Origin of the sequence: Candidatus Aramenus sp. CH1 (assembly GCA_022678445.1) — an archaeon.
Lineage (GTDB): Archaea > Thermoproteota > Thermoprotei_A > Sulfolobales > Sulfolobaceae > Aramenus.
Window position 1 is genome coordinate 25735 of sequence record JALBWU010000010.1, and the last position, 24273, is coordinate 50007.

The window sequence follows — 24273 nt, forward strand, 5'->3', positions numbered from 1 at the left end:
GTTTCGTCCAAGTCTGGCATTTTATTTACTTATTATGCATGACATGCTAGAGCACAAAGGCTCAGTTGTGCTTAACCTTGATCTTGAGACATCCAAGGGTCTGGTAGCTAAAAGGTTACATAAGGTGAAGGAGATTATGGGGAAGAGGGGATTCAAGTTAGGCGTAAGCGCGATAAAGGATCTGTTCGAGGTCAAGGTAGAGAAGGATGACCTAAAATACAACGTTGTTATAATCTTCAGGGACTTCCATCGTTTTACGGTACTTGACTTCTTTGCTGAGTCTGGTAGCATTAATTTCAAAAATAATGGAAAAATCGAAAAAATTATGTTAGGTGACTTGGGATGGAAGTAGTATCGTCTTTCCTGATAGTCGTTGCTACTGTGGTCATAGGGCTGGTGGTTTTTTCTCTCTTCTCAGTATACAGCGTGGCCGAGTACTCTAGGCAGGTAACCCTTAACGAGGCAAGGAGTTACGCGGAAGGCCTCTACTACCAAGTTGGCACGCCAGCAGGTGACGAATATCCCGTCGTGATAAAGGACTTCAACTACAATGGGACGCTCTACTTGTACTGCTTAACGTTTAGCCCTAGCGAGGCTAACTCCGCCCAGTACTTGACACCTACCCCTGGGAAGGGCAACACGTTTATATATAGCGTGACTGGACAAGAGCTATATCAGGGACAACTACCCCTAGTAAAGTACGAACAGGGGACTCCCGTGTTAGTGCAGAACCTTACGGTGGTGTGGGTAATAGCCAACGTCTCTGGGGGGCTATTTAGGATAGGCGAAGTGGTGGTGGGGTGGCCACAGTGAGGACAGGGAGGAAGCCGAATAGGGAGGACAAGGGCATCTCTGAAGTAATAGGAATGCTCTTCGTGTTGCTTATCATGTTGGCTGTATTGATACCGCTTATCACTTACACGGAATCGTCCCCCACTGTGCAGGAGCAGGCAATACAACAAGCCCAACCCTACTTACAGCAGGCACAGGAACAGCTAAGAGAAGTTAACCAGCAAAACTCCCCTGTGCACGTCTATTACTACAGCGGTAACGTGTACTTGGTTTACTCCTCTACTCCTCCAGTGCCAGTTAACGTCTCTTACTTCTTGCTCTACGATGGAGGGACAGTAAAGGAGGTGATGGCACCACAGCCCACCAAGACCACCTTCAACAGCTACGTAGCTTATGCCTACCAAGTAGGTAACGGCTATTCCCTAGTGGCGCTAGTCACTACCGTGGGCAACATAATCTACGCCGATCCTTACACGCTCCCAGACAATGCGTCCACAAGCAGTACGTCTGTAAATGGGGGAGCCTTACCGCCACTGCCCTTGGTTATTAGCTTGAACTCTAACACCACCCCGCAAGAGATCAGGTTTGACATGAACCAGAACCCCATAGAGGGCTATTTCTCTTCCTATAATGCCATCTCTAACAAGGGATTGCTGTTTACCTTCACGGGCAATAATTGGGTCAACTTGACCTTTTCGTTGCTTTATAGATGGGGGCCCTTTGACCCCTCTATGGACACTATAGACCTCCTACTTCCGACCACTGGCAACCCATGGCCTGTGATAGTGACGTTTAACGACGTAGGAGGTTATTGGAATTACACGACGTGGCAATACGTTCCAGGGAGCTGGTACATGCTAATATGGACTCCACAGCCTGGAGGTCAACCAACAACTTGGGGGAAGTACTGGTCTTTCGGAATGTTTGACGTGGTTAAGATACCGAGCTACGAATATTCTTGGCAATTTTATCCCCGCACCTACCCAATAAAGCTAGCGTTCCACATCACGCAAGGTGGTGTTACCCTCTACGCTTATTATCAAGACAATGGGCAGTGGTACCCAATACCCTTACCAGACCAGCAACTACCCCAAGAGTTATGGAACAGAATACAGAGTGACTGGTGGGGCGATTTGCTTGAATTATTACCTTACTCAGCGTGGCTCAACTATGTAGGCTCATTCAATATTACAAATCAACAAATGATGGAAGTTTTTAAAGTGAGCTATGGAGGATACGAGCAGAAAGTTAACGAGTGGGTTACCAATTACTCGCTAGACGGTAAGCTTGGAGGTGCGTCTAACAGCAATCAGATGCCGACCGCATTAACGGACTATTATGGTTCGCAGTGGTGGCAGGCATATTATAATATCTATAACCCTAGTGAGTACGGGTTCATAACAGTCCCCGGCTACAACCTCACCACTGACGGCATGCCCATAGGGATATACCAAGGGGCCGGCTACCCTACCCTACCATCTTTCGTTGTTTTAGACCCAGGGTTGAGCGAGATAATGGTCGCTTGGGGACCCGGTATAGGAGTTGAAAACTACGCAATAAGCTAAATGTTTTTTGTCTAATCGTGGTTTTTGTAAAACACCCTGTCCCTACCTACAGTTCCTCACGCTTTCCATGTATGCTTTTAAACAATATAAGCATGCTTAAATTATGAAAGCCGTCATTGTAGTAGGGCCTAAACAGGGTTACAAGGTTCAGGAAGTCCCAGACCCGAGGCCTGGACCAGACGAGGTAGTAATAAAGGTAGACAGGGCAGCGCTGTGCTACAGAGACCTCCTACAGCTACAGGGGTATTACCCAAGGATGAAGTATCCCGTAATCCTGGGCCACGAGGTAGTTGGGACGATAGTGGAAAAGGGATCACAAGTGACGGACTTTGAGGTGGGCGACAAAGTGACCTCTCTGCTTTACGCCCCTGACGGTCACTGCAAGTACTGTAAGATAGGGGAGGAAGCGTACTGCCACAACAGGCTAGGTTACTCAGAGGAATTGGAGGGGTTCTTCTCAGAGTACGCGAAAATCAAGATGACAAGCCTTGTGAAGGTGCCCAAGGGAACCCCAGATGAAGGAGCCGTTCTGGCTCCATGTGTTACAGGAATGATCTACAGAGGATTGAGCAGAGCTAAGCTGAGACCTGGAGAGACAGTTTTAGTAACTGGAGCTAGTGGTGGTGTTGGAATACATGCCTTACAAGTGGCAAAAGCAATGGGAGCTAAAGTAATAGGCGTCACAACATCTGAGGAAAAAGCTCCTATTGTAAAGAAATTCGCAGATCACGTTATCGTTGGCAGAGAATTTTCAAAGGAATCAAAGAAAATAGGAGACGTTAACGTGGTCATTGACACGGTAGGAACTCCAACTTTCGACGAAAGCTTGAAATCACTATGGTTGGGGGGCAGAATAGTGCAAATAGGCAACGTAGATCCCTCACAAGCTTATCAGCTAAAGCTGGGATATGTAATACTCAAGGACATTGAAATCATAGGCCACGCTAGCGCGACAAAGAAGGAAATAGAGGCTGTACTTAAGCTTACGCAAGAGGGAAAGATAACGCCAGTTATAGCTGGGACAGTTTCCTTAGAGGAAATAGATAAGGGTTATGAAATGCTAAAAGATAAGCACAAGATTGGAAAAGTATTACTCAAAGCGTAAAAATTTTTATTGAGTTATCCAAATACTTGATTGTGGAAGTAGAAATCAGATGGGCATTTCTAAACTCTAGCGAAATTCCTATGGACAAGAAAAATACAGAGAAAGATCTAAAGGAATTCACTAAAGGAATGGCATCAAAACTAGAGAAGGAAAGAGGAGAAACGTTAAGGCTAGATCTAAAGCTGCTTTATCCTTTAGGCATATTCTCTGGAAGGATCTTGGAGGGAATAGCTGAAAATATTGGGGCCTATGGGGTGAGGTGGGCTGGTAAACTCTTCTCTGGAGACATTTCCTCAGTCATAGGAGAAACAATTACCTATGCAGTTTTGGATAGCAAGTTTAAAGTCGACGTATCTTCGCTAGTTCCATTTAGATTAGTAAAGTACTTGGGAATGGGGCCTGACCTAGTTGTTCCGATAGCTGAGTACAAGGAACTAAAGGACTTCTTGAGAGCCAAAGGAAACGAGCTACTTTTGGTGAACTCTAGGTCAATGGTGAGATTTTCCTTATCTACTTTGGTAAGTAACCTAGTGAAGGACTTAAGCGTAACCGAAGTTCTTAGATATCCAGATAATTTTTCTCTCCTCTCCTACGTAACTTACGATAAAGGAATAAAGGACTTAATGGTGGTGGTGAGACCTTGAATTGCGTTGAAGAGTTGAACAAGGCTTTCCTTTTAGCCTGGGTAGGTGATTTGGAAGAGGCAAAGAAGATTGCTAGGGATTGCGAAAACGAGCTCAAAGACGTAAAGGAGGTAAGGGAAAAGCTAATTAAAGTGAAGGGAGAAGTTGACTACGATTTTCAGCTAGCTAAGGCTTTAAGGGAAGCAAAGGTTGAAACTGAAGACATACTTAGGTTGGCTTTGTTTGCTCTATCCAAAAGGTTAAGGAAAGGGGAGTTTAAGGCTGAAGTAAAGAAAGAAGGAAATCTAATTTACTCCGTGATAGACATCGAGTTCAAGAAAATGCTTAGAGGAGTGATTTTCAACAGAAAGGGATATAGTTACTCATTACTTAACACTTGTCCAGGGTTTTTCGTGGCTTATAACCAAATTGTGTACGGAGAGTTTCAGTGCAATAAAGTGGAGGATGTGGTAAAGGAGATCGTGGGGAAAATCAGAGCGTAAAATTGTTTGAGGGAAGTTTAGAAGGGTAAGCAAAAAGGCAAACCGAAATATATTATATGCCACTATCTATTTTATGTGGAAAATTAGCTAACTATTCTATACCTAAGCGATCTTTTGTACCTTTCGGCCAGACCAATGTTCTCATGCATATACACTATAAGTAACTGAAACAGTGCTTTGTCCCCTCAACTCTCAGTAAGACAGACCTAAGCATCTCATTATGCCCTTATCCAGAGAAAGGGTGAGGTAATCGAACTTGATCGAAGAGGAGATTTGAGAAAAGCACAAGGGTATTAAGGAAGTGCTCCGGCCGGGATTTGAACCCGGGCCACGGGCTTGAGAGGCCCGCATACTCTCGGTGCCCTAGTAGATGGCAGGGCTTGACCGGGCTATACTACCGGAGCACTGTGATAATAATTGATAACTTAGATTTAAAGTTTTCGCGTATATTAACTCCAGATGAGTATATCTAGTTAATGAAGTTGAAGCTACCTCCCCGGATAAAGATCCTCGAGGCCCTAGGCGCAATAGCCGACGGAAGGGTAAAGAAAGTGGATGATCACTACGAGGTGGTGTCCTCGGAGGGCGACAGGACTTACATCGTGAAAGTTGACGGAAACAGGGTCTCCAGCACAGACAACGGCACCACCTACAGGGGATACGTGGGCTACCCCATCATTGCAGTGCTGATGTCAGAGGGCAGGCTTCCGTTCAACGAGAGGGTCTCTAAGGCCTTGAAGGGGATAGACTGGAGGAGGCTAAACGAGTACTACAAGAGCTACGCCAAGGTAGAGGAGCTCGTGAAGAAGGTGGCAGAGGAGAGAGGAGTTAAAAGGGAGGAAGTCGACTCTACTGTGGAGGTAGTCCTAAACGAGCTCAAGCGAATCCCTCTCGAGAAAGCTCCCTGAACCCCTCTTCACGGTGAGCAGGGATGTCGTTAGAGGAATTAAATACAAAGTACAACGCGTTCATAACGCTTAAGGAGATGAAGGGGGGAGAGGGCCCCCTCTCTGGCCTCACCTTCGGCGTTAAGGACGTCATCTTGACCAAGGGAGTGAGGACGACTGCGGGCTCGAAGATACTCCAGGACTACGTCCCCGAGGAGAACGCGTGGATAGTAGACAAGATACTCTCCCTGGGCGGGAGGATCATAGGGAAGACCAACACCCACGAGTTCGCGGTGGGCGCTACAAACACCTCGTCCATTGCAGGCCCTGCGAGGAACCCGGTCGACCCAGAGAGGATAAGCGGGGGCTCAAGCGGTGGCTCGGCAGTTGCAGTAGCGCTGAAGATGGTGGACGTGGGGGTCGGGACGGACACTGGGGGCTCGGTCAGGATCCCCGCCTCCCTCTGCGGGGTGATAGGCTTCAAGCCCACCACCGGCGTCATACCTACCAGTGGGGTGATACCCTTCAGCTGGACCCTCGACACGATTGGCCTCCTGACCAGGGACTTAGCTACCATGAGAAAAGTTGTGGAAAGCCTCTTCCCCAACGAGCACAAGGACGTGTTGGTCTCCAAGTCCAGGCTGAAGTACAGACTTGGCCTCTTCCTCTTCGAGGACGACCCCGCTTCGAGGGCCTTCAAGCCCGTGGTAAACAAGCTCACCGAGAAGTTCGACGTAGAGGTCGTGGAGCTCAACTTCCTCCGATTCTTTGGGGGCAACATAAGGAGGACTATAGCTGTAGCCGAGGGGGCAAGTTACCACAGGGACTGGCTAGAGTCAACTCCTGGCATGTACTTCCCAGACGTAAAGGGCATCCTCATGGAGGGGCTCAAGCTAAGGGCAGTGGACTACTTGGAGGCCATGAGGGCAAGGAGGGTAGTCCTGGAGGAGTACTTGAAGGCGTTCGACAGGGTTGACGCCCTCGTCTCCCCCACTACGAAGGTCCCAGCCCCAAAGATATCCGAGGTCGTGGGTAAGGAGGCAGAATTCAGGGAAAAGCTCATATCCAACACGGAGCTCTTTAACGTGGTAAACGCGCCCTCCATAAGCCTTCCCCTGGGGAAGGTAGACGGCCTCCCTGTGGGCCTGATGGTCAGCGCCGAGCCCTACGAGGACGGAAAAGTGCTGGACATAGCTCAAAAAATCCTTGAGGTCAGCCAATCGACTTCCTTATTACGGCCATCTCCTTAGCGTACTTCCTTATTTCGTCTTCTTTCTCCTCCTTGAAGGCCAACAGCAACAGAGACGAGAGTAGGACGTGCTTCCTCGAGTTGAAGTCCTTGTTGTCCACTTTTATCCCTAGGTTGTTCTGCAGGAACTCCACGTCCTCCCTTATTGCCTTTATTACCTTCTCGTCCATCTTCCAGACCTCTAGTATCAAGTCGAGGGCCTCCACGTTCAAGTACTTGGCGCTCTGCTCTAGGTCCCTCCTCATGTTCACGTAGCTGTCCTTTAGTAGTTCCCACTCCCTCTCGCTGAGGGACTGTAGTGACGCTAGTCCAAACAGCTCCGGGGGAAGGCCTATGGAGTAGAGCGTCCCCACAAACGTTATGGCCCTAGGCAATGTCACCTTCCCTGTGCTCCTGGCGTAACCGAACAAGCTAATGTGGAGCTTCCTCGCCCTCCTCTTCGGCAGGAAGAAGGCTATCTGGTTTATTGCTGTAGCCAAGTTCTCTATTATCATCTGGTACCGGGCCACGTACTTCTCCACTATCCCCTTCAGCACCTTCTCCTCCTCTTCCGTGTAGAGCCTAGGCTCGCGGATCGGGGAGCTGTTTATATTGTTAACTGCCTCCTTCACCTTCCCCTCGTCGTAGTCGTACTTGAAGGCTGACTGCACGGTGTAGGTGTAGACTCCCCTGTACTCCAGCAACTGGTTCTCGTAGTTCTCAGGGTTGAAGTGCCCCCTGAATGGCAGGGATCCCACGCCTATTATCGGGAAGATCGGTAGGTTGAGCTCTTCCCTTATCTTGTAGAGCTCGCTTATGGCGAACTTAGCTAGCAGGACTGCCGAGAGCATGCCGTAGTTCATTGCTGGGTCTGACCTAGCTATGAACACCCTCATGTAGGCGGGCTTTATGGCCTTCACGTAACCCGTGATTATCTCCCTAACCTTCAGCAGGGAGTCCTTGTCCTCTATTAAGGGGATTACTTCCACCTTCTTGGGGTTAATCTCGCCCACGAAGTCCCTCACGCTGATATCGTCCACTAGCTTTACGTCCTCCTTTCCTGCCACGACGTTCTCGTAGTACTTTGCCACTGCTATGACTTCCTTGTAGTCCGTGGTAAATGGTAGGATTACCTCAAAGACCGGGGTTACGCTCTTACCGTAGAACTTCTCCGCCAAGTCGTAGGCTATTGGTATGCCCTCCATGGTCTCGGCGAAGACCTTCCTCTCCGCCCCCTCTATCCTTGGGTTTGGAAGGCGGTAGGTCAAGAAGACGTCCTGCCCTAGTACTTTCTCCTTGAAGAACTCTGGGTAGTTGGAGAGGAGCTTCCTGACAACGTGGGTGTCCACGTCCTTGCCCTCTGCGTCCCACATGTCTTCGTGTATCCCTAGAGTCATGTAGGCGTAGTAGGCCTCAACTACCTCGTCATCACCCTCTATTACCTCGCTCCTACTCCACTCCGGTACCTTGGCGTTGTCTGGGTGTTGGGTGGACATTGTCCTAGGTATTTTTCTTGAGAGACTCATTAGGCAAACTTTAGGCATGCCTTTTTAAGCGTTTATTATAAGGTTTACACATGGCCATAGAAATAGGCCAAGAGGCTCCGGACTTCGAGGCGGAGAGCAACCAAGGCACACTCAAACTCTCTTCACTAAGGGGAAAGAAAGTAGTCTTGTACTTCTACCCCAAGTCCTTTACGCCCGGTTGCACTAGGGAACTGCAGAGATTTACGGAGCTCTACAGCGAGTTCAAGCAGAACAACGCTGAAGTAATAGGGGTGAGCGTCGACTCGGTGTCGACGCAGAAGAGGTTCGCCGAGAAGTACAACTCCCCCTTCCCCCTGGTGTCGGACAAGGAAAAGAAAGTTGCAACCATCTACGGGGTGTTAAACGAGAAGGGCACAAGCGCCCAGAGGGTCACCTTCGTAATAGACGAGAACGGGAAAGTCGTAGCAGTGCTGAGGAACTTGAAGAAGGCGGAGGAGCACGCGGACAGGGCGCTAGAGATAATCAAGGGAAAGGCCTAATCCAAGACCCTGACGTACGCCTTCTTTTTAAACGCCTCCACTGGGTTCTGCAGGACTGTGGGTATCTCAGCTACTAGCTCAGTTGGGGTGAAGTGGTTCCCCACCCTGGAGTAGACTAACGACCCTGCCAGACCGTTGACGAAGGCGCCTAGGGCTGCGGCGTAAAATGGCTCTACCCCTTGGGCCATTAGGGTAGCAACTATTCCCGTGAGCGTGTCGCCCGTCCCCCCGACCGTCATGCCCGGGTTTCCGGTCTTGTTTAACTTCGTCCTCTCGCCGTCAGTTATGACGTCAAAGTAGCCCTTGAGCAAGACGACGCAGTTGCAGTCCTTAGCCCTCGCCTCAGCTTGGGCGATCCTCTCCCTTGGGTCTTGGGAGGGCTCCTCGCCGAAAAATATCTTGAACTCGCCTGCGTGGGGCGTTATGACGAAGTCCTTAGTGAGCCTCGTCCCCTTTATCGCCTTTAGGGCGTCGGCGTCGACAACGGTCTTCATTCCCCTTTCCTTTAAGTACTCCACTATGGCCTTTGAGGCCTCCACGGTCTCCTCCTCCAAGCCCATCCCGGGGCCTATCACCACTACGTTCACTTTGTCTATCCACGGTTTCAGCTCCTCCAAGTTCCCTGGGTTGACGTTCTCTCCCTTCAGCTTGATAGCTATTAAGTCCGGGGAGTAAGACGCTACGATGTTCGCAGTGTTCACGGGGGACGCTACGTATACCAGATCTGCCCCAGTCTTCAGAGACGCTAGAGCTGAGAGCAAGGGGGCTCCGCTGTAGGTCTTACTCCCCCCTATTATTAACACCCTTCCCCCAGCTCCCTTCTTGCTCTTCATGTCCCTCTTCTTTACCCTGGTGAGCAAGTCTCCAGGGCCTACGTATACATAGGCCTCCGGAGGTATCCCTATACCCTTGACCACGATATTGAAGCCCCTTCTCGCCAAACCTGGCTTTAGGTCGTGGAAAGTAACCACCAAGTCTGGAACCACGAACTCACCAGGGGCCTCTCCAGTGTCGCTGTCGATCCCTGAGGGAACGTCTATTGACACCTTAAACCCCTTGCTCCTGTTGAACACATTTATCGCAGTCCTAAAGGGCTCCCTGGGCTTACCAGAGAAGCCTGTCCCCAACATCCCGTCTATTAGGACGTCCCCCTCTACCGGAGCCAATTGCTCCACGTCCTTTATCTCAACGAGCCTAATCGAGTAGTCCATCTCCCTTATTGCAGAGAGGTTGAACGCTGCGTCCCTGTGCTTGTTCTCCCCTAGCAAGAAGACAACTGCTCTTGCCCCCTCTCCCACGAGGTGCCTTACCGCTACTAGGGCGTCCCCTCCTTTCCCTCCGTGGCCCACAAACGCGTACACGGTCTTTCCCTTTACGTCCCCTAAGGCCATCGCTACCTCGTCCTTTACTGACCGGCCCGCGTTCTCCATGAGGAGCAAAGTCGGCACGCCAAGGGCTTCGCTGTTGACCTCGAGAGCTCTCATTTCCAGGGAGGTTATCATTAGCCCACCATATATGAAATAAACGTAGTAGTTTTAAATTCCGCACGGTCAGCTTCGAGTTACCTCGTCACTGCTAGGAATTGGAGTCACTCATCACTCTTAAGTGCTTTCGCTTCCCCTCTTTTTAAATGCAAATGGCTGAAAGCTCCATATAGGAAAGGTTAATTAAGGTAAATCATCACTCTAATTTCATATATAAGACTAGGAATTTTAAAACGAACAATGAATAAATTAAACAATATTGATTAATTGACAGTTGTGTTATAATGAACTATTGATCAAAGTTTATAAACTACCATATTTACTTATTTAAAGGGATCAAATATGGCCCTCGGAAAGGAAACCGAAATGGGATTAAAGGAACTATTTAAGGCAAACGCAGAGGACTACATGTTGTTAACCCTTCTCGCCAATAAGCTGGAGAGAATGGGAAAGGTAGAGGAGGCCAAGATACTTAAGGAGAAGGCACTCGTGGAGTTAGCCCACGCCTCCGGGATTTTCGAGAAGCTACTGACCAACTACGACGTAAGTGGGGCGCTAGAGCAGTTTGCAAAGGAGGAGGGTGAGGAGCACGTGAGCGAGTACAACAACGTTGCCATGAAGGCTAAGGCTGAGGGACACGCAGACGTGGAAGCCATGCTATGCGCCTACGCCGAACAGGAGAAGGGCATCGCTGAGGCTACCGCCAAGGTCGTGGCAATGCTCAAGAGCTTCGCCAAGGAGGAGGGTGAGGAGCACGTGAGCGAGTACAACAACGTTGCCATGAAGGCTAAGGCTGAGGGACACGCAGACATAGAGGCTATGCTGTGTGCGTACGCTGAGCAAGAAAAGGGAATAGCTGAGGCAGTGAGCAAAGCCGCCAAGGCACTTTAAATCTAGTAGTTTTTCTTTTTCCTAGTTCTTTCAGCGTTTTCCCTTATCTAGCCCGTTTTCTCAGCGTACCGTATTACCTAGCCTACCCTAGAATAGTTTTTATTTAAGGTATCTATTATAAAAATGATGGAGCAAATAGTTGGATACGTAATAGGCACTTCCACTACCCAACAAGCGACAATGCTGGCAAAGCAGGCAGTGAGACTAGGGAGGTACGTAACCCTGGAGTACGACGGGCAAAAAGTGTTGGGGCTCATAACCTCAGTGACTAGGGGGAGCCCTCTCATCAACGACAGCTTAGACGACGTGGAGATCTTGGACGACATCATATACGTCCAGAAGGTACCTAGGTTCATAAGGGCTGAAATAAAGTTGCTTTACGACCTTACCTCTAAGTCTCTCCCCCAAGTGCCCCCTCCTCCCGGGACTCAGGTTAGATTTTCCCAGGAGAACGAGCTCCAGTCGCTCTTCTCCGAGGGCGAAATCGAGATAGGCAAGCTAATAGGCACAAATGTTGCTGTTAAGATCAAGGTAAATTCCCTAGCAAGGCACTTAGCCATCCTGGCGGCCACTGGGAGCGGAAAGTCAAACACAGTGGCGGTGCTGACTCAGAGGATTTCAGAAATTGGAGGATCAGTATTAATATTTGACTATCACGGCGAGTATTACAATAGCGATATAAAGAATTTAAATCCTATTGAACCAAAATTAAATCCTAGATATCTATCTCCCAGAGAATTTGCAACACTTTTAGAAATACCTAGGAATGCAACTATACAATATAGGATTTTAAGGAAGGCATTCACGGAGTACTTGAAGGACCTGGAGAACAGCTTTAACTCTGGGCAAGTTGACCTATCTAAGCTAAACGAGACCTTTGTTGCTGACCTAGAGAGCAGGATAGAGAAGTCCTTGGAAGAGTCCTCCAGGAAGAACAAGGACTCGGCAGAGGAGGTGGAGAACAAACTAGAAGAGTTCTTTGAAAGGTACTCCAACGTCATAGACTTGACTGCCCCGGACATAACGTCTAGGATAAGGAGCCGCAGCGTAAACGTGGTGGACATAAGCCACCTCGACGAGGACTCGATGGACGCCATAGTCTCCCACTACTTGAGGAGAGTACTTGACAGCAGGAAGAGCTACAAGAGGACTGGAAACGGACTTAGATTCCCCGTCATACTGGTCATAGAGGAAGCTCACGTGTTTATCTCCAAGACGGAGAACACCTTGACGAAGGCTTGGGCTGGGAAGATAGCCAGGGAGGGGAGAAAGTTCGGCGTCAGCATGGTCATCGTGAGCCAAAGACCAAAGGGATTAGACGACACGATCTTGAGTCAGATGACTAACAAGATAATCCTGAAGATAGTTGAGCCTAACGACAAGAAGTACGTCCTTGAGTCCAGCGACAACTTGAGCGAGGACCTCGTGAGTCAGCTCTCCTCCCTCGACGTAGGGGAGGCTATAGTCATAGGCAATCTCGTGAGGATACCCTCGTTCGTGAAAATCGATAAGTTCGAGGGAAAGCTAGGAGGCTCTGATCCAGACATGATTGGGGAGTGGAGGAAAGAGGAAGAGGAGAACAACGTCCGCTCCTCTGTGGCAGACTTTGGGTGATTGACGTGCAGTTCCTCCACATCTCAGATACCCACTTGGGTTCTAGGAGGTATAACTTGGAGTCCAGAGAAAAGGACGTCTACGATACGTTCAACAACTTGATCGAAATCGCCATCAAGGAACACGTCAAGGCAGTAGTGCACACAGGGGACTTGTTCGACGTCTACAATCCTCCCACCAGCGCGTTGAAGGTGTGCGTGGAGGGGCTGAAGAAGCTGAAGGACAAGGGGATACCCTTCATCTCTATACCCGGGGACCACGACACGCCAAAGAAGAGGGGAGAGATCTACACCCACAGGCTCTTGAGCGAGACCCTCGAGCTCCTCCGCTTCCTAGACGGGGAGAACAACAAGTTCTACGAGGCCACAGACGGCAACTTGAGGGTTAGATTCTACGGGGTGAGGCACATACCCACGGTCGCGAGGCAGAGGCTCCTCGAGATCCTCTCATCCCTCAAGCCCGAGGGGGACAGGAACGTGCTAATGCTCCACCAAGGGCTTAGGAGTAAGCTACCCTACGACGGGGCGTGGCAGTTAGAGGAGGGAAACCTACCCAAGGGCTTCAACTACTACGCCCTAGGCCACTTCCACACTAGGTTTAAGGAGAGGTTGCCGTTTGGCACCTTGGCGATAGCCGGGTCTCCAGAGATCATAAGGGAGGAGGAAATAGAGGGCTACCAGAAATACGGGAAGGGAGGCTACCTTGTAGACATGTCGAAGGACGAAGCTACGACCCAGGACGTAAACGTGAAGATAAGGCCCCAGGAGGTGGTGACAATCAACACTAACACCCTTGATTTGGACGTCCAGAACTTAATCAGGAAGTACCAAGGGTACCAGAGGTTCAGGCCAATCCTCCACATTGTCCTAGAGGGAGAGAGGGTGGGTACTAGAGCCCTTTACGAGAAGCTTTCCGCGCTGAACAGAGTGGCGGAGTTCTACAGGATATACAAGGACAACACCAAGGACAGCAACGAGAAGAAGATCGAGGTTCCAACCGGCTCCACAGTAAACCAGGTCATATCTAGTTTCTTGAAGTCAAGGGGCTACACCGAGGAGGAGGTCAGCCAAATCATAGAGTTGATAAACAACTACGACTCCGACTCGGTAGGCGACATCCTGGAAAGGATAGGCGGTCTAAAGTGAGGATAGACAGGATAGACCTTAAGAACTTCCTGAGCCACAGCGAAAGTTCGGTCAATTTCAAGGGGAGAATAAACGTCCTAATTGGCCACAACGGGGCGGGAAAGAGCTCCATAATCGACGGCATCGTTTTCGCCCTCTTCAGGGAGAGCAGTAGGGGCAACGCCAACAAGAACCTAGTGAGGATGGGCAATAGGTCGGCTTCGGTCAGGCTGACCCTCGCCAACGGTAACCAGATCATTATAGAGAGGCACTTGCCAGACTCCGGTAGCGACCTACTTATAGTCGGTTCCGTGCCTAGGGCCAGGGGAGCGGAAAAGGTAACCGAGGAGGTGCAGAAGATCATTAACATAGACGAGGAGGTGCTGCTCTCCACCCTGATAGTGAGACAAGGGGAGATAGAGTCCATATTTGAGGACTTAACGAACGTGCTGAAGAAGGTAATGAAGATTGAAAACTTGGAGAAGTTGACCGAGGCCTCTGGCCCAATATATTTCAAGATGAAGGAAATCCAGGGTAAGTTGGAGCAAATCCAAACCTTTGAGAAGGAATACACTGACACAAGCAGGAAACTAGATGATTTAATTAGAGAAAAGAGCAAAATTGAAGAAGAACTAGAAGAACTTAGAAAATCTGAAGAGACCTTAAACGGGCAACTACAGGAGGCTCAAAGGTCGTTAGATGACGCCCAGAGGAAAAGGGACGAGTACTTACTCTTAGTCAGCAGGAGGAACCAGCTGACAAGGGACAAGAAGGAGGTTGAGGATCGTCTCTCACAGCTAGCGGGGGCAGAAGAGAAAAAGAGCGCGATAGAGGAGAGGATAAGGGAACTGGAGAAATACGAGGAAGCAAGGGGCCTTTTAGACCAGTTAAGGGAAGTAGAAAAGGACATCGTTAGAATAGGGCAGAGCCTAGAGAAGGCCATGAAGGAGAGGGACGCCATTAAGGACAAGCTAAGGAGGAAGGAGGAACTCTACCCGGACTACTTAAGCTACGTTGCCAACAAAGAGGAACTTGAGTCCATTGAGGAAAAGGAGAGGGAATACAACGGCCTCAAAGCCACATACAAGAACATCCAAGAGGAGATCTCGAGGATAGACAAGGCCTTGAGTTCGCTCAAGGTGATCGACACAAGCAAAATAGAGGACGAGATACGTAAGGTTGAGGACGAGATAAGCGAGCTAAACAGCAGGAAGGGGAAGCTCACGGCACAGCTGGACGAAGCAAAAAAGATCTTGAGTGGCTTAGAGCAGGTAAAGGGGGGACAGTGCCCGGTCTGTAGGAGGCAACTGGACGAGTCGCACAGGTTAAGCCTAATCCAGGAGGCAAAGAGCGTTATTAAGTCGTCTAAAGAAGAGTTGGACAACGTGTCCAGGAGGCTAAGCGAACTTGCCAAGAGAAAGGAAGACTTGAGGAGACAGCTCAGTAACGCCAACCAAAACAACTCCAGGTACAACACGTTAGCGGAGAAAAAGACAGAGCTAGAAAAGCAACTCGCAGATGTGCAATCGAGGCTAGAGGAGCTAAAAAAGGTACACGAAGAGTACGTTAAGCTCAAGGACATCCTAAACAAACTGGAGCCTGCATATAAGGAATATCTAACCTTAAGCAAAGTTAACGAAGAGGATCTTAAGGAAAAGGAAGAAGAGATATGCAAGTTAAACCGGCAGATGGAGGAGAAACAGACCAAGAAAAATGAGATAATGAACAAACTGACTGAAATGGACCTGGAGTCCATTGAGGAGAAGTTGAGGGAACTTGAGGAATTGAAGAAGAGGCTAAACGACGTGCTACAGAAGTTGGGCGAGAGGTCATCGCTCGAGATGAGACTAAACGACATACAAAAGAGCCTAGAGGAGATTGGGAAGAAGATCGCCGAGTTAAACTTCTCGGAGGAAGAGTACCAAGAGGCTAAGAGAAAGGTGGAAGAGCTTCGCAATAAGTTACTGGATACCTCTAACAAGATAGCTGAGTACAATGGCAGGCTTAACCAAATAAGGAAGGACATAGAGGAGAAGGAGAAGAGGCTAAAGGAGCTAGAGGCTTTGATAGACCAGAAACCCAGGCTAGAGAAGGCGTTAAAGAAGCTCGCCAAGCTGAGGGAAGACCTAGGCGAGAAGGGGCTTCAAAGTTACATCATCTCCGCAGTAAAGAGCAAGATAGAGAACAACTTGAACGAGATAACCTCAATGTTTAACCTGGCGTTCACAAGGGTGTCCTTGGAATTCAATACCTCGACCAGGGGGCAAAAGATCAAGGCTAGCTTGTCCGCTTACGACAATTACGGTAGGGAGTACGCCGTGGACATGTTGAGCGGAGGAGAGAAGATATCCATTGCCCTAGCTCTAAGGCTGGCAATTGCCAAGTCCCTCATGGACTCCCTGGGGTTCATAATCCTAGACGAGCCCACAGTCCACCTAGACGAGGAGAGGAGGAAGGAGCTCATGAACGTCATTAGGGGTGCCCTAGACGTAGTTCCTCAAATAATAGTAGTCACACACGACGACGAGATCCTCGAGATAGGCGACTACATCATTAGGGTAGAGAAAAGGGGTTCAGAGAGCAAGGTAACCGAGGAGGTGCCGGGAAACGATTGACGAGGTATACAAGGAGCTCTCAGAGAACTTCGCCGAGCTAAGGGAGAAGATAAGGCTCTTCCACAGGGACCTAGGGAAAGAAGTTGAGGAAGAGGTGAGGAAGAGGTGGATCTCCTACACTCCCAACAAATCCCTGAAGAGGTACTTGGCAATAGATGGAGGGGAATACGTCAAGGAATTGAGGGTAGGAACAATTTACGTGGTGAACGCAGAGGCCCTCTTAAGTGAGGGCATGGAAACCAAGCCAGTGGACAAGTTCAGCAAGGTTGGGGTGTTTAGGCCAGCCAACTACGCCAAGGAGAGGGTCTCTGAGCTCATGGCCACTGCGGAAGTCAAGCTGGCGCTCAAAAACGGGGAGAGGGCAGACCTAATCCTCATGGACGGTAGCTTCTCCAAGAAGCTCGGGAACGCAAACGGTATGGAGAGCAGGCTGGACTTCAACGTCGACGGGATAGCGTCACTCTCGCTAAAGGACGAGAACGAGATGTACAGATCCCTCGTGGTGGAGAAGCAAGTGGTTATATCTAGGCTACTCAATACTTACGGTAGTAAGGCGCTGTGGATCTCCAAGACCAGCAGGAACATGGACATGTTTCACAGGGGTCTCCCGGACATAGTAGTCTTGGAGACCTTCACGGAGGAGGTGGGCTATACGAGCCCCGAATGCAAGGGGGTAGACGTGACAAAGCTAGCTTACCACCCCGAGGTGAACCTCCAGAGCTTCGTCGTGTGCAGGTCCTTTATAAGGCTAAAGAGGGCGAGCAAGGTATTGAAGCTTGACGTGGTGTCGAAGCTCCCTATAGACGAGGCGTTTGTAAGGAAGGTGATAGACGACCTATCTGCCGTGGCGGTGAAGGGCTATCCTTATCCGCTCTTGAAGGTCCACTTTGACGTGAAGATCAAGAAGGGGGACAGGGAGAGGATTACTAGGATGCTAGGCCTGCACAAGCCGGGGGTAGACTGGTGGCCAAACCAGTTCTTCTAGTCCTCCTTTTCTGATTCGAACTGTATAGTTACGTGAGTGATGTTGTACTCCTTGAGCATCTCCTCGATTTTCCTTCTCTTCTCGTCCAGTTCCCTCAGCGTGATGTTGGGGTTCTCCCTCACGTGAAGAGTTGCCAACTTGGTGTGCTCGCATACGGCCCAGACGTGGACGTGATGGACACCGGGAAACACCGTCTTAACTCTCTCCACGACTTCATCAACGTCAACTGGCGACCTCTCCATCAGTACGTAAAAGGAGTCCCTGAGGTCCTTATAGTTAAGTATGAAGACGGTCAACACAACTGCTAAGGCCACTACCAAGTTAGCCAAGTCACCCAGTCCTAAGAGGAGTACAGCCAGCGCACCTACTCCCCCTATTACGTAACTTACTACGTCTGAAACGGCGTGTAGCTTCACTCCCCTGTCCTCGTGACCTGTAGCCAGCATAAGGAACAGCGCGATGGCAAACGACGACAGGATAACGGGGAGCTCCTTTTCCTCAACGTGAAATTCCAAGTATATTAAGGACAGGGCTACCGATATAACGCTCCCCACAACCACTACCGAAGTGTTGACCAAAGCGGATAGAACCTCCAGCCTGTGTACTCCGTAGGTGTAGTTCTTACCGTTAATCGCTCTATAGGCGTAAATGGACAAGCTCACTACGAGGGCGTCGAAAAGGGAATGGATAGCCTCTGAAAGGGCTATCACGTTATTGGTTATTAGGAACACTAGGACAAGTATAGCAAAGGAGGCCCAGAACGCTATTAGCCCTTTGTCCATCAGTACCTTCTCGGAGTCTAGGCTTTTATTCCTTTCACACAAAAGAACGCTCCGGAAGCGTCGTCAACTAGGGGCTCCTCGTCCCTCTCGTCCTCAAGTGGCGAAAACGTCAGAGTGGACACGATTTTCACCACTTTAAAGTACTTGCTGACGACTTTGATCAGTTCATTCCTCGTAATGAAATGTGCCCTAGAGTAGTACTTGTGACCCCTTTTACCTAGCTCCTGGTAAAACTCCCCCCAAGGGGAATCTGCAGCCACTATGCACACGTTGACAGAGCAGGACACCCTCGCAACCTCCTTAAGCAAGGCGTCTACGTCGTTAATGAAACACACGGTAACTGAAATGAAAATACAATTTAGCGAGTTGTCCCTTATGGGCAGATGTAAAGCGTCTGCCAGTATCTTGTCCTCGTCCTCTTTTCCTTCCTTCAGCATCAGCTCTGAGATATCAAGGGATATCACCCTCCCCTTTATCGCCTCGTGAAAAATTGACGGCCCGGACCCTATGTCTAGACAGTCCTTCAGTCCTAGAGCCTCTACCGCCTTCTTCTCCGTGTCGTATATTTTCTTGTGAGTTAAATACCACTCCCTATATTGACGCGGGTTGTTGAAAATCTCCATTACTCTCCTCCTTGAAAATCGACTTTATAAGCGTTAGAGCTACGTTCCTTTTCCCCTCTATGTCTTGGAGGACTAAAATGAGCTCTTCCCTTCTCTTCCTCAAAGACGAGGACGTGTGGAGGAACTCGTTAAGCCTTGCCTCAAGGTACTCTATTTCCTTGATAATATTCCCCCTTATCTTTTCATAGTATGATAAAATCTCAAACAAGTCTATATTTGAGTGAAGCCCCTCATCCCTTAGCGAGAAATAGGGACATAAGTAACACAGGATAGGATGGGGGTTGATTTTATCTCCAGATCTCCAGATGGCTAAAACCTCTTCCTTTATAGTAATTCGTTTGCAAAACTTCCCGTCAAAATAAGCACACGAGTTCTTCTTGTTCAACCCCTCGTTGTAGGCCTCACTAAAGTTCTTAATCCTCGAGGAGAGGTAAACGTCTAATATCTTTTGCCGGAATTCCTCCATTAGATACTAGTTACTCCTCTACTCTATTAATTCTTTACTGGACGTGGACACACTAACCATTTAGCGAAGTCTCCACATTCTCTAGCCAATAACTGAGCTCACTAAAACCGTTATGTTGTCCTCTCTTAATGCTTAATGCGCTAAAAGCTAAAACTGTTTTGTATAAATCAAAGCGTTTACTTTTCAACATTTATTCTCCCTTTTAGAACAGTAAAAATCCTACTACACTGGTTTTTTAAGCTAGAATTCTAAGAATAACATATGGGAATTATTAGGGAGTCCTTGATCCTCAGGCCTTACGATTCACTGCTATACGCCATAAAGGTCATGATCATGGAGTCCGTGCCAAAGGCCATAGTGACAGACGAGAAACAAATACCTTTAGGCTACATAACCCAGAAGGACATCATAAAGTTCCTTTTTGAGAGGACAGAGAAAAGACACTTAAGCCAAGCCTTTGTTTCCGAAGTGATGAGTAAGGACTTCGTGTGCGTCAACCAGAACATAGACCCACTTGAAGCAGCGGAAGTGATGGTGGACAAGAGGCAACCGCTATTGGTTGTATGCAACGACGACGGAAAACTAGTTGGGATGATAATCAAGAGCGATCTAAGTAGTTACTACTCTGGCCAGATTAAGGGCCTTCAGAAGGTCAGCGAGTTCATGAGCTCCCCTGCTGTGACTGTTAGCCCCGACGACGACTTGTCTAGGGCGATCAAGCTGATGCTGGATAAAAACATAAGCAGGCTAATAGTAGTAGGAGAGAGAATCGAGGGAACCATAACTACCACGGACATCTTGTATATGGCCCCTGTGTTAAAGTACAAGGAGAACAGGATTGACGTAGCTGACGTGATGAGCCCCAACTTGATAGTTATAGACGAAGAAGAGGACTTAGCTAACGCCGCAAAGCTAATGGCCTCCAGGAAAATCAAGGGTATACCAGTAGTCAAAAGGGATGGTTCTCTTTCCGGGGTGGTTACCACTACCGACATAGTAAGGGCAATGCTTGACGAAAAGGTAAGGAAGTACTTGTACGAGGTAAAGATGTACACGTCTACTTTTTAACCCCTATGACCTCTAGTTTATGGTCTATGGAGTTCTCCTTGTCCCGCCTGTCGTCTACCTTTAAGATAGTGACTATTCTCTTCACTCCCTGTTCTGCCAAGGCGTCGTCTATTTCCTTGATGAGGTAACCTAATTGTGTTATGTCGTCTAGCTCTACGCTAGTCATTGAGGGAGCAGGGTAAAACTTTAAGCCCCTTTTCCTCAATACCTCATATACCGTCTTTATATAAGGAGATAGGCTAGTTGATCCCGTGCCTATTGGCTCTACGCTTATGTCGACTATGTACTTCATAAATATTATCACTTCTAAATCGGTAAAAATGCTTTTCCCAGTTGACAATGGATAATTTTAAATCACTTCAAATTGATAATAACTATAGCATGGAGACCGATACCATCGAACTGCTGAGAAAGAGCGGATTGAAAGTAACTCCGCAGAGGATAGCAGTACTAAGGCTCTTAAGTAAAGGAGGCCACTACAATGGTGAACAGATATACGAGGAGCTCAAGAAGACCGAGCCTAGCATTAGCTTGTCGACTGTCTACAACACGTTGGAGGCGCTAGAGAAGGCTGGAATAATAAACTCATTTGAGGCCGGTGGGATAACGTGGTACGAAATGAGAAGAGTTCCTCACATAAACATATTCTGCGTGGACACCAACGAGATTGTAGACGCCGAGGCAAACGTGGAAACCATTTACAGACAGCTTGAGGAGAAGGGGATAAAAGTAAAAAGCTTGAGCATTGTAGCCTACTCCGAGTGCGCTAACTTGAAAGAACGCTCAGAAGGAAGTTGACGAACTTGTCCCTGTCCCCCTTTAGGACTATTTCAGCGTTCGGTTTTCCGTTAAGTCCGTACCAGTCCACCAACATGGCTCCCCTAGCGCTTGAGCACGTCTCAACGTCGACGTGGTGACTCTCCTTCCTGAGGATCGCCGACTGATCGTAGGCCAGGAACACTGTAAACGAGTCAGTCTGCACGCTTCCCCTCTGCCCGTGGGACTTTGAGTAGTCCCTCAATGTCCTGTTTACCCTAACGAAAAACTCAGACGCCTTGGACTTGAGCCCCCCAATTTTGCCCCACAAATCGTCGTCCACGTACGCGTATTCCTCAGTGACTTCCCAAGGGACGATCGTGATGTCAAAGCCAGCGTTGAGCACGATGCTTGCCGCCTCTGGGTCTACCCAGAAGTTAAACTCGGCTATAGGGGTCGTGTTTCCCCTCGAAAAGGTACCTCCCATTATCCAGACCTTTTTTATCCTTTTGGCAATTGACGGGTCCTTTAAGTACGCTAAGGCCAAGTTTGTGAGGGGAGACACAGCTAAGATCTCCAGGTTGTCGTATTCCTTGGACAGCCTAATTATTGCGTCCACAGCGTGTTCCCTCTCTGGCTTTACGGACGGTTCGCCGTAGTCCCAGTCCCCCATGCCGTTCTTGCCGTGGACTTCCTCTACCGTCCTCCATTTGCCCATGATTGGCCTACTACTACCTAGGAACACTGGCGACTTTATGTTAAAGTACTCCACTGTAAACAAGGCATTCTTAACCTCCTGCTCATAGCTTACATTACCTGCTACAATAGTTATTCCAACTAAATTAAATAGTCTGCTTGAAAGTAAAATTGCTATAGCATCGTCGCTCGCAGTATCAGAATCGATTACTGCGTTTCTCATATGATAGGTAAACGGAGTAAGGAATATTTATGTTTAGGACTATTACACAAGCACAAGCTCATGGCATCTTATTATCTTTAATACTACAATAATTTATAAAATTTGTAGTGAAGAGTACGATGTGCCGGATGAAAAGTTTTTTAACTTATAAGTTGAAAGCTTACTTGATGAAGTTAAGAGTATCGAATATAGGAGGTATAACGTCTCCGCTCGAGTTAGAGATATCAAAGGGAGTGACCGTCTACAAGGCGCCTAACGCCTACGGTAAGACCTCAATAGCTAAGGCTTTAATATCGCTTTTAACGCAAGAAATAAAGCCCGACGACTTACTTAACGTCTTCTCCAACAGCGGATACGTAGAGCTAGAGCACGAGGGAAGACTCTACTACAGGAGAATTACTAGGCGCAAGAACAGGATCTACGAAAGCGCCAGGTTGCTGATGGACGACAATAGGGTGCTTCTACTATCTTACTTCTCCCCAGATAACGCTCTGTTGAACCAGATCCTTGGTGGACAGGATAACGTAGAGTGGTTCATCTCCACTACCTCAAAGATAGACGAAATAAGGAAAAAGAAGGACGAGGTAGAGGCAAAACTAGCGTCGCTTCAAAAGGAAAGGGAAGAACTAAACGACAAGTACAAGCAGGCCCTGGATCTAAGGGCGAAGATAAGGAGCGTGGAGGAGGAGATAGCCAAGTTAGAGAAGGAGAAGGAGAGCGATAAGCTACTAAACAGGACAACTCACGCAGTAGCAACCACGTGGCAGAACAGGCTCAACGAAATAGTGGAAAAGATAAACGCTAAGAAGAGCGAACTAAACGAACTACAGAGGAGGCTGACGAGACTAGAACTAGAGATACAGCAAAAGGAAAGCATGATTAAGCCCGAGGTAATAAATTACTTCCAGTCCCAAATATCGCAGATAGACTCTGAACTGCAGAAGAAGAGCTCGCTTAGGAATGAAACGGAGATTGAGATAAGACTACTGGAGAGGGTACTTGACGAGATCAAGGAATCTGAGAAGAAGCACTTGTCCTTTTGCTACGTCTGCGGAAGCCACGTGGATCCAGAAACGTGGAGGGTCAGAATAGACGTAATAGCCAAGGAGCTCAAGGAGAAGATGTCCACGTTTGAGGGAATTAGGAAGGAGACAGAGGAACTGCTGAGACGGAAAGAAGAGCTTTCCAGAAAGATAAAGGACATAGAGAACCTTCAAAACGAGGTAGCCAGGCTAAAGAAGTCCAGGGAGGACCTGCTCTCAAAGATCGAGGCTGTCAAGTCGCAGATAGAGAACTACGAGAGGCAAAAGAGGGAGATGGAGGAGAAATTCAACAAGGGAAGTGAGACGTTGAGGGTGGTGGAGCTGGAGGACGACCCTGCTAAGAGAATTAAGGACTTGCAGAGGACGAAGAGCCAGCTGGAGTACGAACTATCACTATCGGGAGTCCCAAGCGCTCTCCTAGAAAAACTGGAAGAGAAGGACAAGGAAATCCAGGAACTGCAGAAGGTGGCTGAGGATCTAAAGAAGGAGTACATAAGAAGGTTAACAGCAGTTAAGGAGGAGTTCGTCAGGACAGCTAATTCCTTGCTAAGACAGCTAGAATTCAACCTAGAAGCTGAAATAAACGACAACTACCAGTTGGTTGTGAGGAGGAATGGGACCGTGATGGACCTCAAGAAGCTCTCGTCATCGGAGAGGACGTCCTTAGCGTTGATCCTAGTACTTACCGCGCTTAAGGCCTTCTTCAAGACCCCGTACTTCATCGTAGACGAGTCGTTCATGACCTTCGACCAGAAAAGGTTTGACGCTCTCGTAAAATACTTGGCTAACGTTACGGACTACGTAATAGTGACAAAGAGCGATGAAAACTTGCAGATAGCTAAGGAGACCATGGAACCTCAAGTTTCTTCATAAGTATCTTGTTTAGGTCAGTGTTTATTGCGTCCATCACCTGCGGTGGAACATTAGATATGGGCGTAAACCAGCCCACTGCAGTGGTCATACCGAGTTCTTCCGCCTTTGCCTTTAGCCATAAGGCAACCGCAAGACCTGCTAAAGTTGGCTTAAATATTACAATTGATGGGCCTATGGAGGAACTGGAGATTTTGAGGGCATGCTTGGATATGGTTTTCCACCTAGTCTTAGTTATTATTCTAACAAGTTCTTTTGCCCTATCTTTTTCGCCTACTGCGTAAAATATTATCATAATAAGAAA

The 24273-nt window shown here is 48.4% G+C and carries 25 protein-coding genes and 1 tRNA gene; 17 read left to right on the plus strand and 9 right to left on the minus strand.

Annotated features, from left to right (window positions below):
- Window positions 1-43: 43 nt before the first annotated feature.
- From MPF33_09085 to MPF33_09110, 6 genes are all read left to right on the plus strand, one after another.
- Window positions 44-352, plus strand: a complete 309-nt coding sequence (locus MPF33_09085) for a hypothetical protein (GenBank protein ID MCI2415376.1) — start codon at window positions 44-46, stop codon at window positions 350-352.
- Window positions 343-813, plus strand: a complete 471-nt coding sequence (locus tag MPF33_09090; GenBank protein ID MCI2415377.1) for a hypothetical protein — start codon at window positions 343-345, stop codon at window positions 811-813. Before MPF33_09085 ends, MPF33_09090 begins: the two co-directional genes overlap by 10 nt.
- Entirely contained in the window at window positions 801-2357 is a 1557-nt protein-coding gene (locus tag MPF33_09095; GenBank protein MCI2415378.1) for a hypothetical protein, read from the plus strand. Before MPF33_09090 ends, MPF33_09095 begins: the two co-directional genes overlap by 13 nt.
- A 103-nt stretch (window positions 2358-2460) precedes the next feature.
- Window positions 2461-3462, plus strand: a complete 1002-nt coding sequence (locus tag MPF33_09100) for an alcohol dehydrogenase catalytic domain-containing protein (GenBank protein MCI2415379.1) — start codon at window positions 2461-2463, stop codon at window positions 3460-3462.
- Between the two features lie 32 nt (window positions 3463-3494).
- A complete protein-coding gene (locus tag MPF33_09105) occupies window positions 3495-4106 on the plus strand; it encodes a hypothetical protein (GenBank protein MCI2415380.1) in 612 nt (203 codons plus the stop codon).
- Complete coding sequence (locus MPF33_09110) at window positions 4103-4588, plus strand: hypothetical protein (GenBank protein ID MCI2415381.1); 486 nt, start codon at window positions 4103-4105, stop codon at window positions 4586-4588. The genes MPF33_09105 and MPF33_09110 overlap by 4 nt, the downstream gene beginning before the upstream one ends.
- Window positions 4589-4890: 302 nt before the next feature.
- On the opposite strand, the gene MPF33_09115 is transcribed toward MPF33_09110, so the two are convergent.
- Window positions 4891-4992, minus strand: a tRNA-Glu gene (locus MPF33_09115).
- 72 nt (window positions 4993-5064) lie between these two features.
- On the opposite strand from MPF33_09115, the gene MPF33_09120 reads away from it, so the two are divergent.
- Window positions 5065-5496: a hypothetical protein gene (locus MPF33_09120; GenBank protein MCI2415382.1), complete on the plus strand. Its 432-nt coding sequence runs from the start codon at window positions 5065-5067 to the stop codon at window positions 5494-5496.
- 23 nt (window positions 5497-5519) lie between these two features.
- Window positions 5520-6725 carry an amidase gene (locus tag MPF33_09125; GenBank protein ID MCI2415383.1) on the plus strand — a complete coding sequence of 402 codons (1206 nt, stop codon included), beginning with the start codon at window positions 5520-5522 and terminating at the stop codon, window positions 6723-6725.
- On the opposite strand, the gene MPF33_09130 is transcribed toward MPF33_09125, so the two are convergent.
- A complete protein-coding gene (locus MPF33_09130) occupies window positions 6688-8229 on the minus strand; it encodes a phosphoenolpyruvate carboxylase (protein MCI2415384.1) in 1542 nt (513 codons plus the stop codon). The two genes, MPF33_09125 and MPF33_09130, sit on opposite strands and share 38 nt — an antisense overlap.
- Before the next feature lie 56 nt (window positions 8230-8285).
- On the opposite strand from MPF33_09130, the gene MPF33_09135 reads away from it, so the two are divergent.
- Entirely contained in the window at window positions 8286-8729 is a 444-nt protein-coding gene (locus MPF33_09135; GenBank protein MCI2415385.1) for a peroxiredoxin, read from the plus strand.
- On the opposite strand, the gene MPF33_09140 is transcribed toward MPF33_09135, so the two are convergent.
- The gene (locus tag MPF33_09140; protein MCI2415386.1) at window positions 8726-10231 is read right to left on the minus strand and encodes an NAD(P)H-hydrate dehydratase; all 1506 of its coding nucleotides are present in this window, start codon (window positions 10229-10231) and stop codon (window positions 8726-8728) included. The genes MPF33_09135 and MPF33_09140 overlap by 4 nt on opposite strands.
- Window positions 10232-10555: 324 nt before the next feature.
- Between MPF33_09140 and MPF33_09145 the strand changes: the two genes are divergently transcribed.
- The 5 genes from MPF33_09145 (at window position 10556) to MPF33_09165 (ending at window position 17442) form a co-directional block, all read left to right on the plus strand.
- On the plus strand, window positions 10556-11104 hold the full coding sequence (locus tag MPF33_09145) for a rubrerythrin (protein MCI2415387.1): 549 nt from the start codon (window positions 10556-10558) through the stop codon (window positions 11102-11104).
- A gap of 126 nt (window positions 11105-11230) precedes the next feature.
- Entirely contained in the window at window positions 11231-12718 is a 1488-nt protein-coding gene (locus MPF33_09150; GenBank protein MCI2415388.1) for an ATP-binding protein, read from the plus strand.
- Between the two features lie 5 nt (window positions 12719-12723).
- Complete coding sequence (locus MPF33_09155) at window positions 12724-13863, plus strand: exonuclease SbcCD subunit D (GenBank protein ID MCI2415389.1); 1140 nt, start codon at window positions 12724-12726, stop codon at window positions 13861-13863.
- The gene (locus MPF33_09160; protein ID MCI2415390.1) at window positions 13860-16457 is read left to right on the plus strand and encodes an AAA family ATPase; all 2598 of its coding nucleotides are present in this window, start codon (window positions 13860-13862) and stop codon (window positions 16455-16457) included. Before MPF33_09155 ends, MPF33_09160 begins: the two co-directional genes overlap by 4 nt.
- Window positions 16458-16551: 94 nt before the next feature.
- Entirely contained in the window at window positions 16552-17442 is an 891-nt protein-coding gene (locus MPF33_09165; protein ID MCI2415391.1) for a DNA double-strand break repair nuclease NurA, read from the plus strand.
- Here MPF33_09165 and MPF33_09170 read toward each other — a convergent pair.
- The 3 genes from MPF33_09170 to MPF33_09180 are packed head-to-tail and all read right to left on the minus strand — an operon-like array spanning window position 17439 to window position 19313.
- Complete coding sequence (locus tag MPF33_09170) at window positions 17439-18224, minus strand: cation diffusion facilitator family transporter (protein ID MCI2415392.1); 786 nt, start codon at window positions 18222-18224, stop codon at window positions 17439-17441. The genes MPF33_09165 and MPF33_09170 overlap by 4 nt on opposite strands.
- A gap of 17 nt (window positions 18225-18241) precedes the next feature.
- Window positions 18242-18847: a class I SAM-dependent methyltransferase gene (locus tag MPF33_09175; protein MCI2415393.1), complete on the minus strand. Its 606-nt coding sequence runs from the start codon at window positions 18845-18847 to the stop codon at window positions 18242-18244.
- Window positions 18816-19313, minus strand: coding sequence for a hypothetical protein (locus MPF33_09180; GenBank protein MCI2415394.1), 498 nt, complete (start codon window positions 19311-19313; stop codon window positions 18816-18818). Before MPF33_09180 ends, MPF33_09175 begins: the two co-directional genes overlap by 32 nt.
- Before the next feature lie 261 nt (window positions 19314-19574).
- On the opposite strand from MPF33_09180, the gene MPF33_09185 reads away from it, so the two are divergent.
- The gene (locus MPF33_09185) at window positions 19575-20381 is read left to right on the plus strand and encodes a CBS domain-containing protein (protein MCI2415395.1); all 807 of its coding nucleotides are present in this window, start codon (window positions 19575-19577) and stop codon (window positions 20379-20381) included.
- Here the strand turns inward: MPF33_09185 and MPF33_09190 are convergent.
- Window positions 20371-20673, minus strand: a complete 303-nt coding sequence (locus MPF33_09190; GenBank protein MCI2415396.1) for an MTH1187 family thiamine-binding protein — start codon at window positions 20671-20673, stop codon at window positions 20371-20373. The two genes, MPF33_09185 and MPF33_09190, sit on opposite strands and share 11 nt — an antisense overlap.
- An 89-nt stretch (window positions 20674-20762) precedes the next feature.
- Here MPF33_09190 and MPF33_09195 point away from each other — a divergent pair, with 89 nt between their 5' ends.
- On the plus strand, window positions 20763-21179 hold the full coding sequence (locus MPF33_09195; protein ID MCI2415397.1) for a transcriptional repressor: 417 nt from the start codon (window positions 20763-20765) through the stop codon (window positions 21177-21179).
- On the opposite strand, the gene MPF33_09200 is transcribed toward MPF33_09195, so the two are convergent.
- On the minus strand, window positions 21148-22056 hold the full coding sequence (locus MPF33_09200; protein ID MCI2415398.1) for a nucleoside hydrolase: 909 nt from the start codon (window positions 22054-22056) through the stop codon (window positions 21148-21150). The two genes, MPF33_09195 and MPF33_09200, sit on opposite strands and share 32 nt — an antisense overlap.
- Window positions 22057-22223: 167 nt before the next feature.
- Here MPF33_09200 and MPF33_09205 point away from each other — a divergent pair, with 167 nt between their 5' ends.
- A complete protein-coding gene (locus tag MPF33_09205) occupies window positions 22224-23972 on the plus strand; it encodes an AAA family ATPase (GenBank protein MCI2415399.1) in 1749 nt (582 codons plus the stop codon).
- Here MPF33_09205 and MPF33_09210 read toward each other — a convergent pair.
- A complete protein-coding gene (locus MPF33_09210; protein MCI2415400.1) occupies window positions 23938-24264 on the minus strand; it encodes a hypothetical protein in 327 nt (108 codons plus the stop codon). The genes MPF33_09205 and MPF33_09210 overlap by 35 nt on opposite strands.
- Window positions 24265-24273: the final 9 nt, after the last annotated feature.

Bases quoted from the DNA above. Each gene is read 5' to 3' on its own strand.
- MPF33_09140 (MCI2415386.1), bottom strand. From the start codon at position 10,231: ATGATAACCTCCCTGGAAATGAGAGCTCTCGAGGTCAACAGCGAAGCC.
- MPF33_09090 (MCI2415377.1), top strand. From the start codon at position 343: ATGGAAGTAGTATCGTCTTTCCTGATAGTCGTTGCTACTGTGGTCATA.
- MPF33_09170 (MCI2415392.1), bottom strand. From the start codon at position 18,224: ATGGACAAAGGGCTAATAGCGTTCTGGGCCTCCTTTGCTATACTTGTC.
- MPF33_09195 (MCI2415397.1), top strand. From the start codon at position 20,763: ATGGAGACCGATACCATCGAACTGCTGAGAAAGAGCGGATTGAAAGTA.
- MPF33_09200 (MCI2415398.1), bottom strand. From the start codon at position 22,056: ATGAGAAACGCAGTAATCGATTCTGATACTGCGAGCGACGATGCTATA.
- MPF33_09120 (MCI2415382.1), top strand. From the start codon at position 5,065: ATGAAGTTGAAGCTACCTCCCCGGATAAAGATCCTCGAGGCCCTAGGC.
- MPF33_09185 (MCI2415395.1), top strand. From the start codon at position 19,575: ATGGGAATTATTAGGGAGTCCTTGATCCTCAGGCCTTACGATTCACTG.
- MPF33_09175 (MCI2415393.1), bottom strand. From the start codon at position 18,847: ATGGAGATTTTCAACAACCCGCGTCAATATAGGGAGTGGTATTTAACT.
- MPF33_09085 (MCI2415376.1), top strand. From the start codon at position 44: ATGCTAGAGCACAAAGGCTCAGTTGTGCTTAACCTTGATCTTGAGACA.
- MPF33_09150 (MCI2415388.1), top strand. From the start codon at position 11,231: ATGGAGCAAATAGTTGGATACGTAATAGGCACTTCCACTACCCAACAA.
- MPF33_09210 (MCI2415400.1), bottom strand. From the start codon at position 24,264: ATGATAATATTTTACGCAGTAGGCGAAAAAGATAGGGCAAAAGAACTT.
- MPF33_09130 (MCI2415384.1), bottom strand. From the start codon at position 8,229: ATGAGTCTCTCAAGAAAAATACCTAGGACAATGTCCACCCAACACCCA.
- MPF33_09180 (MCI2415394.1), bottom strand. From the start codon at position 19,313: ATGGAGGAATTCCGGCAAAAGATATTAGACGTTTACCTCTCCTCGAGG.
- MPF33_09205 (MCI2415399.1), top strand. From the start codon at position 22,224: ATGAAGTTAAGAGTATCGAATATAGGAGGTATAACGTCTCCGCTCGAG.
- MPF33_09190 (MCI2415396.1), bottom strand. From the start codon at position 20,673: ATGAAGTACATAGTCGACATAAGCGTAGAGCCAATAGGCACGGGATCA.
- MPF33_09125 (MCI2415383.1), top strand. From the start codon at position 5,520: ATGTCGTTAGAGGAATTAAATACAAAGTACAACGCGTTCATAACGCTT.
- MPF33_09100 (MCI2415379.1), top strand. From the start codon at position 2,461: ATGAAAGCCGTCATTGTAGTAGGGCCTAAACAGGGTTACAAGGTTCAG.
- MPF33_09145 (MCI2415387.1), top strand. From the start codon at position 10,556: ATGGCCCTCGGAAAGGAAACCGAAATGGGATTAAAGGAACTATTTAAG.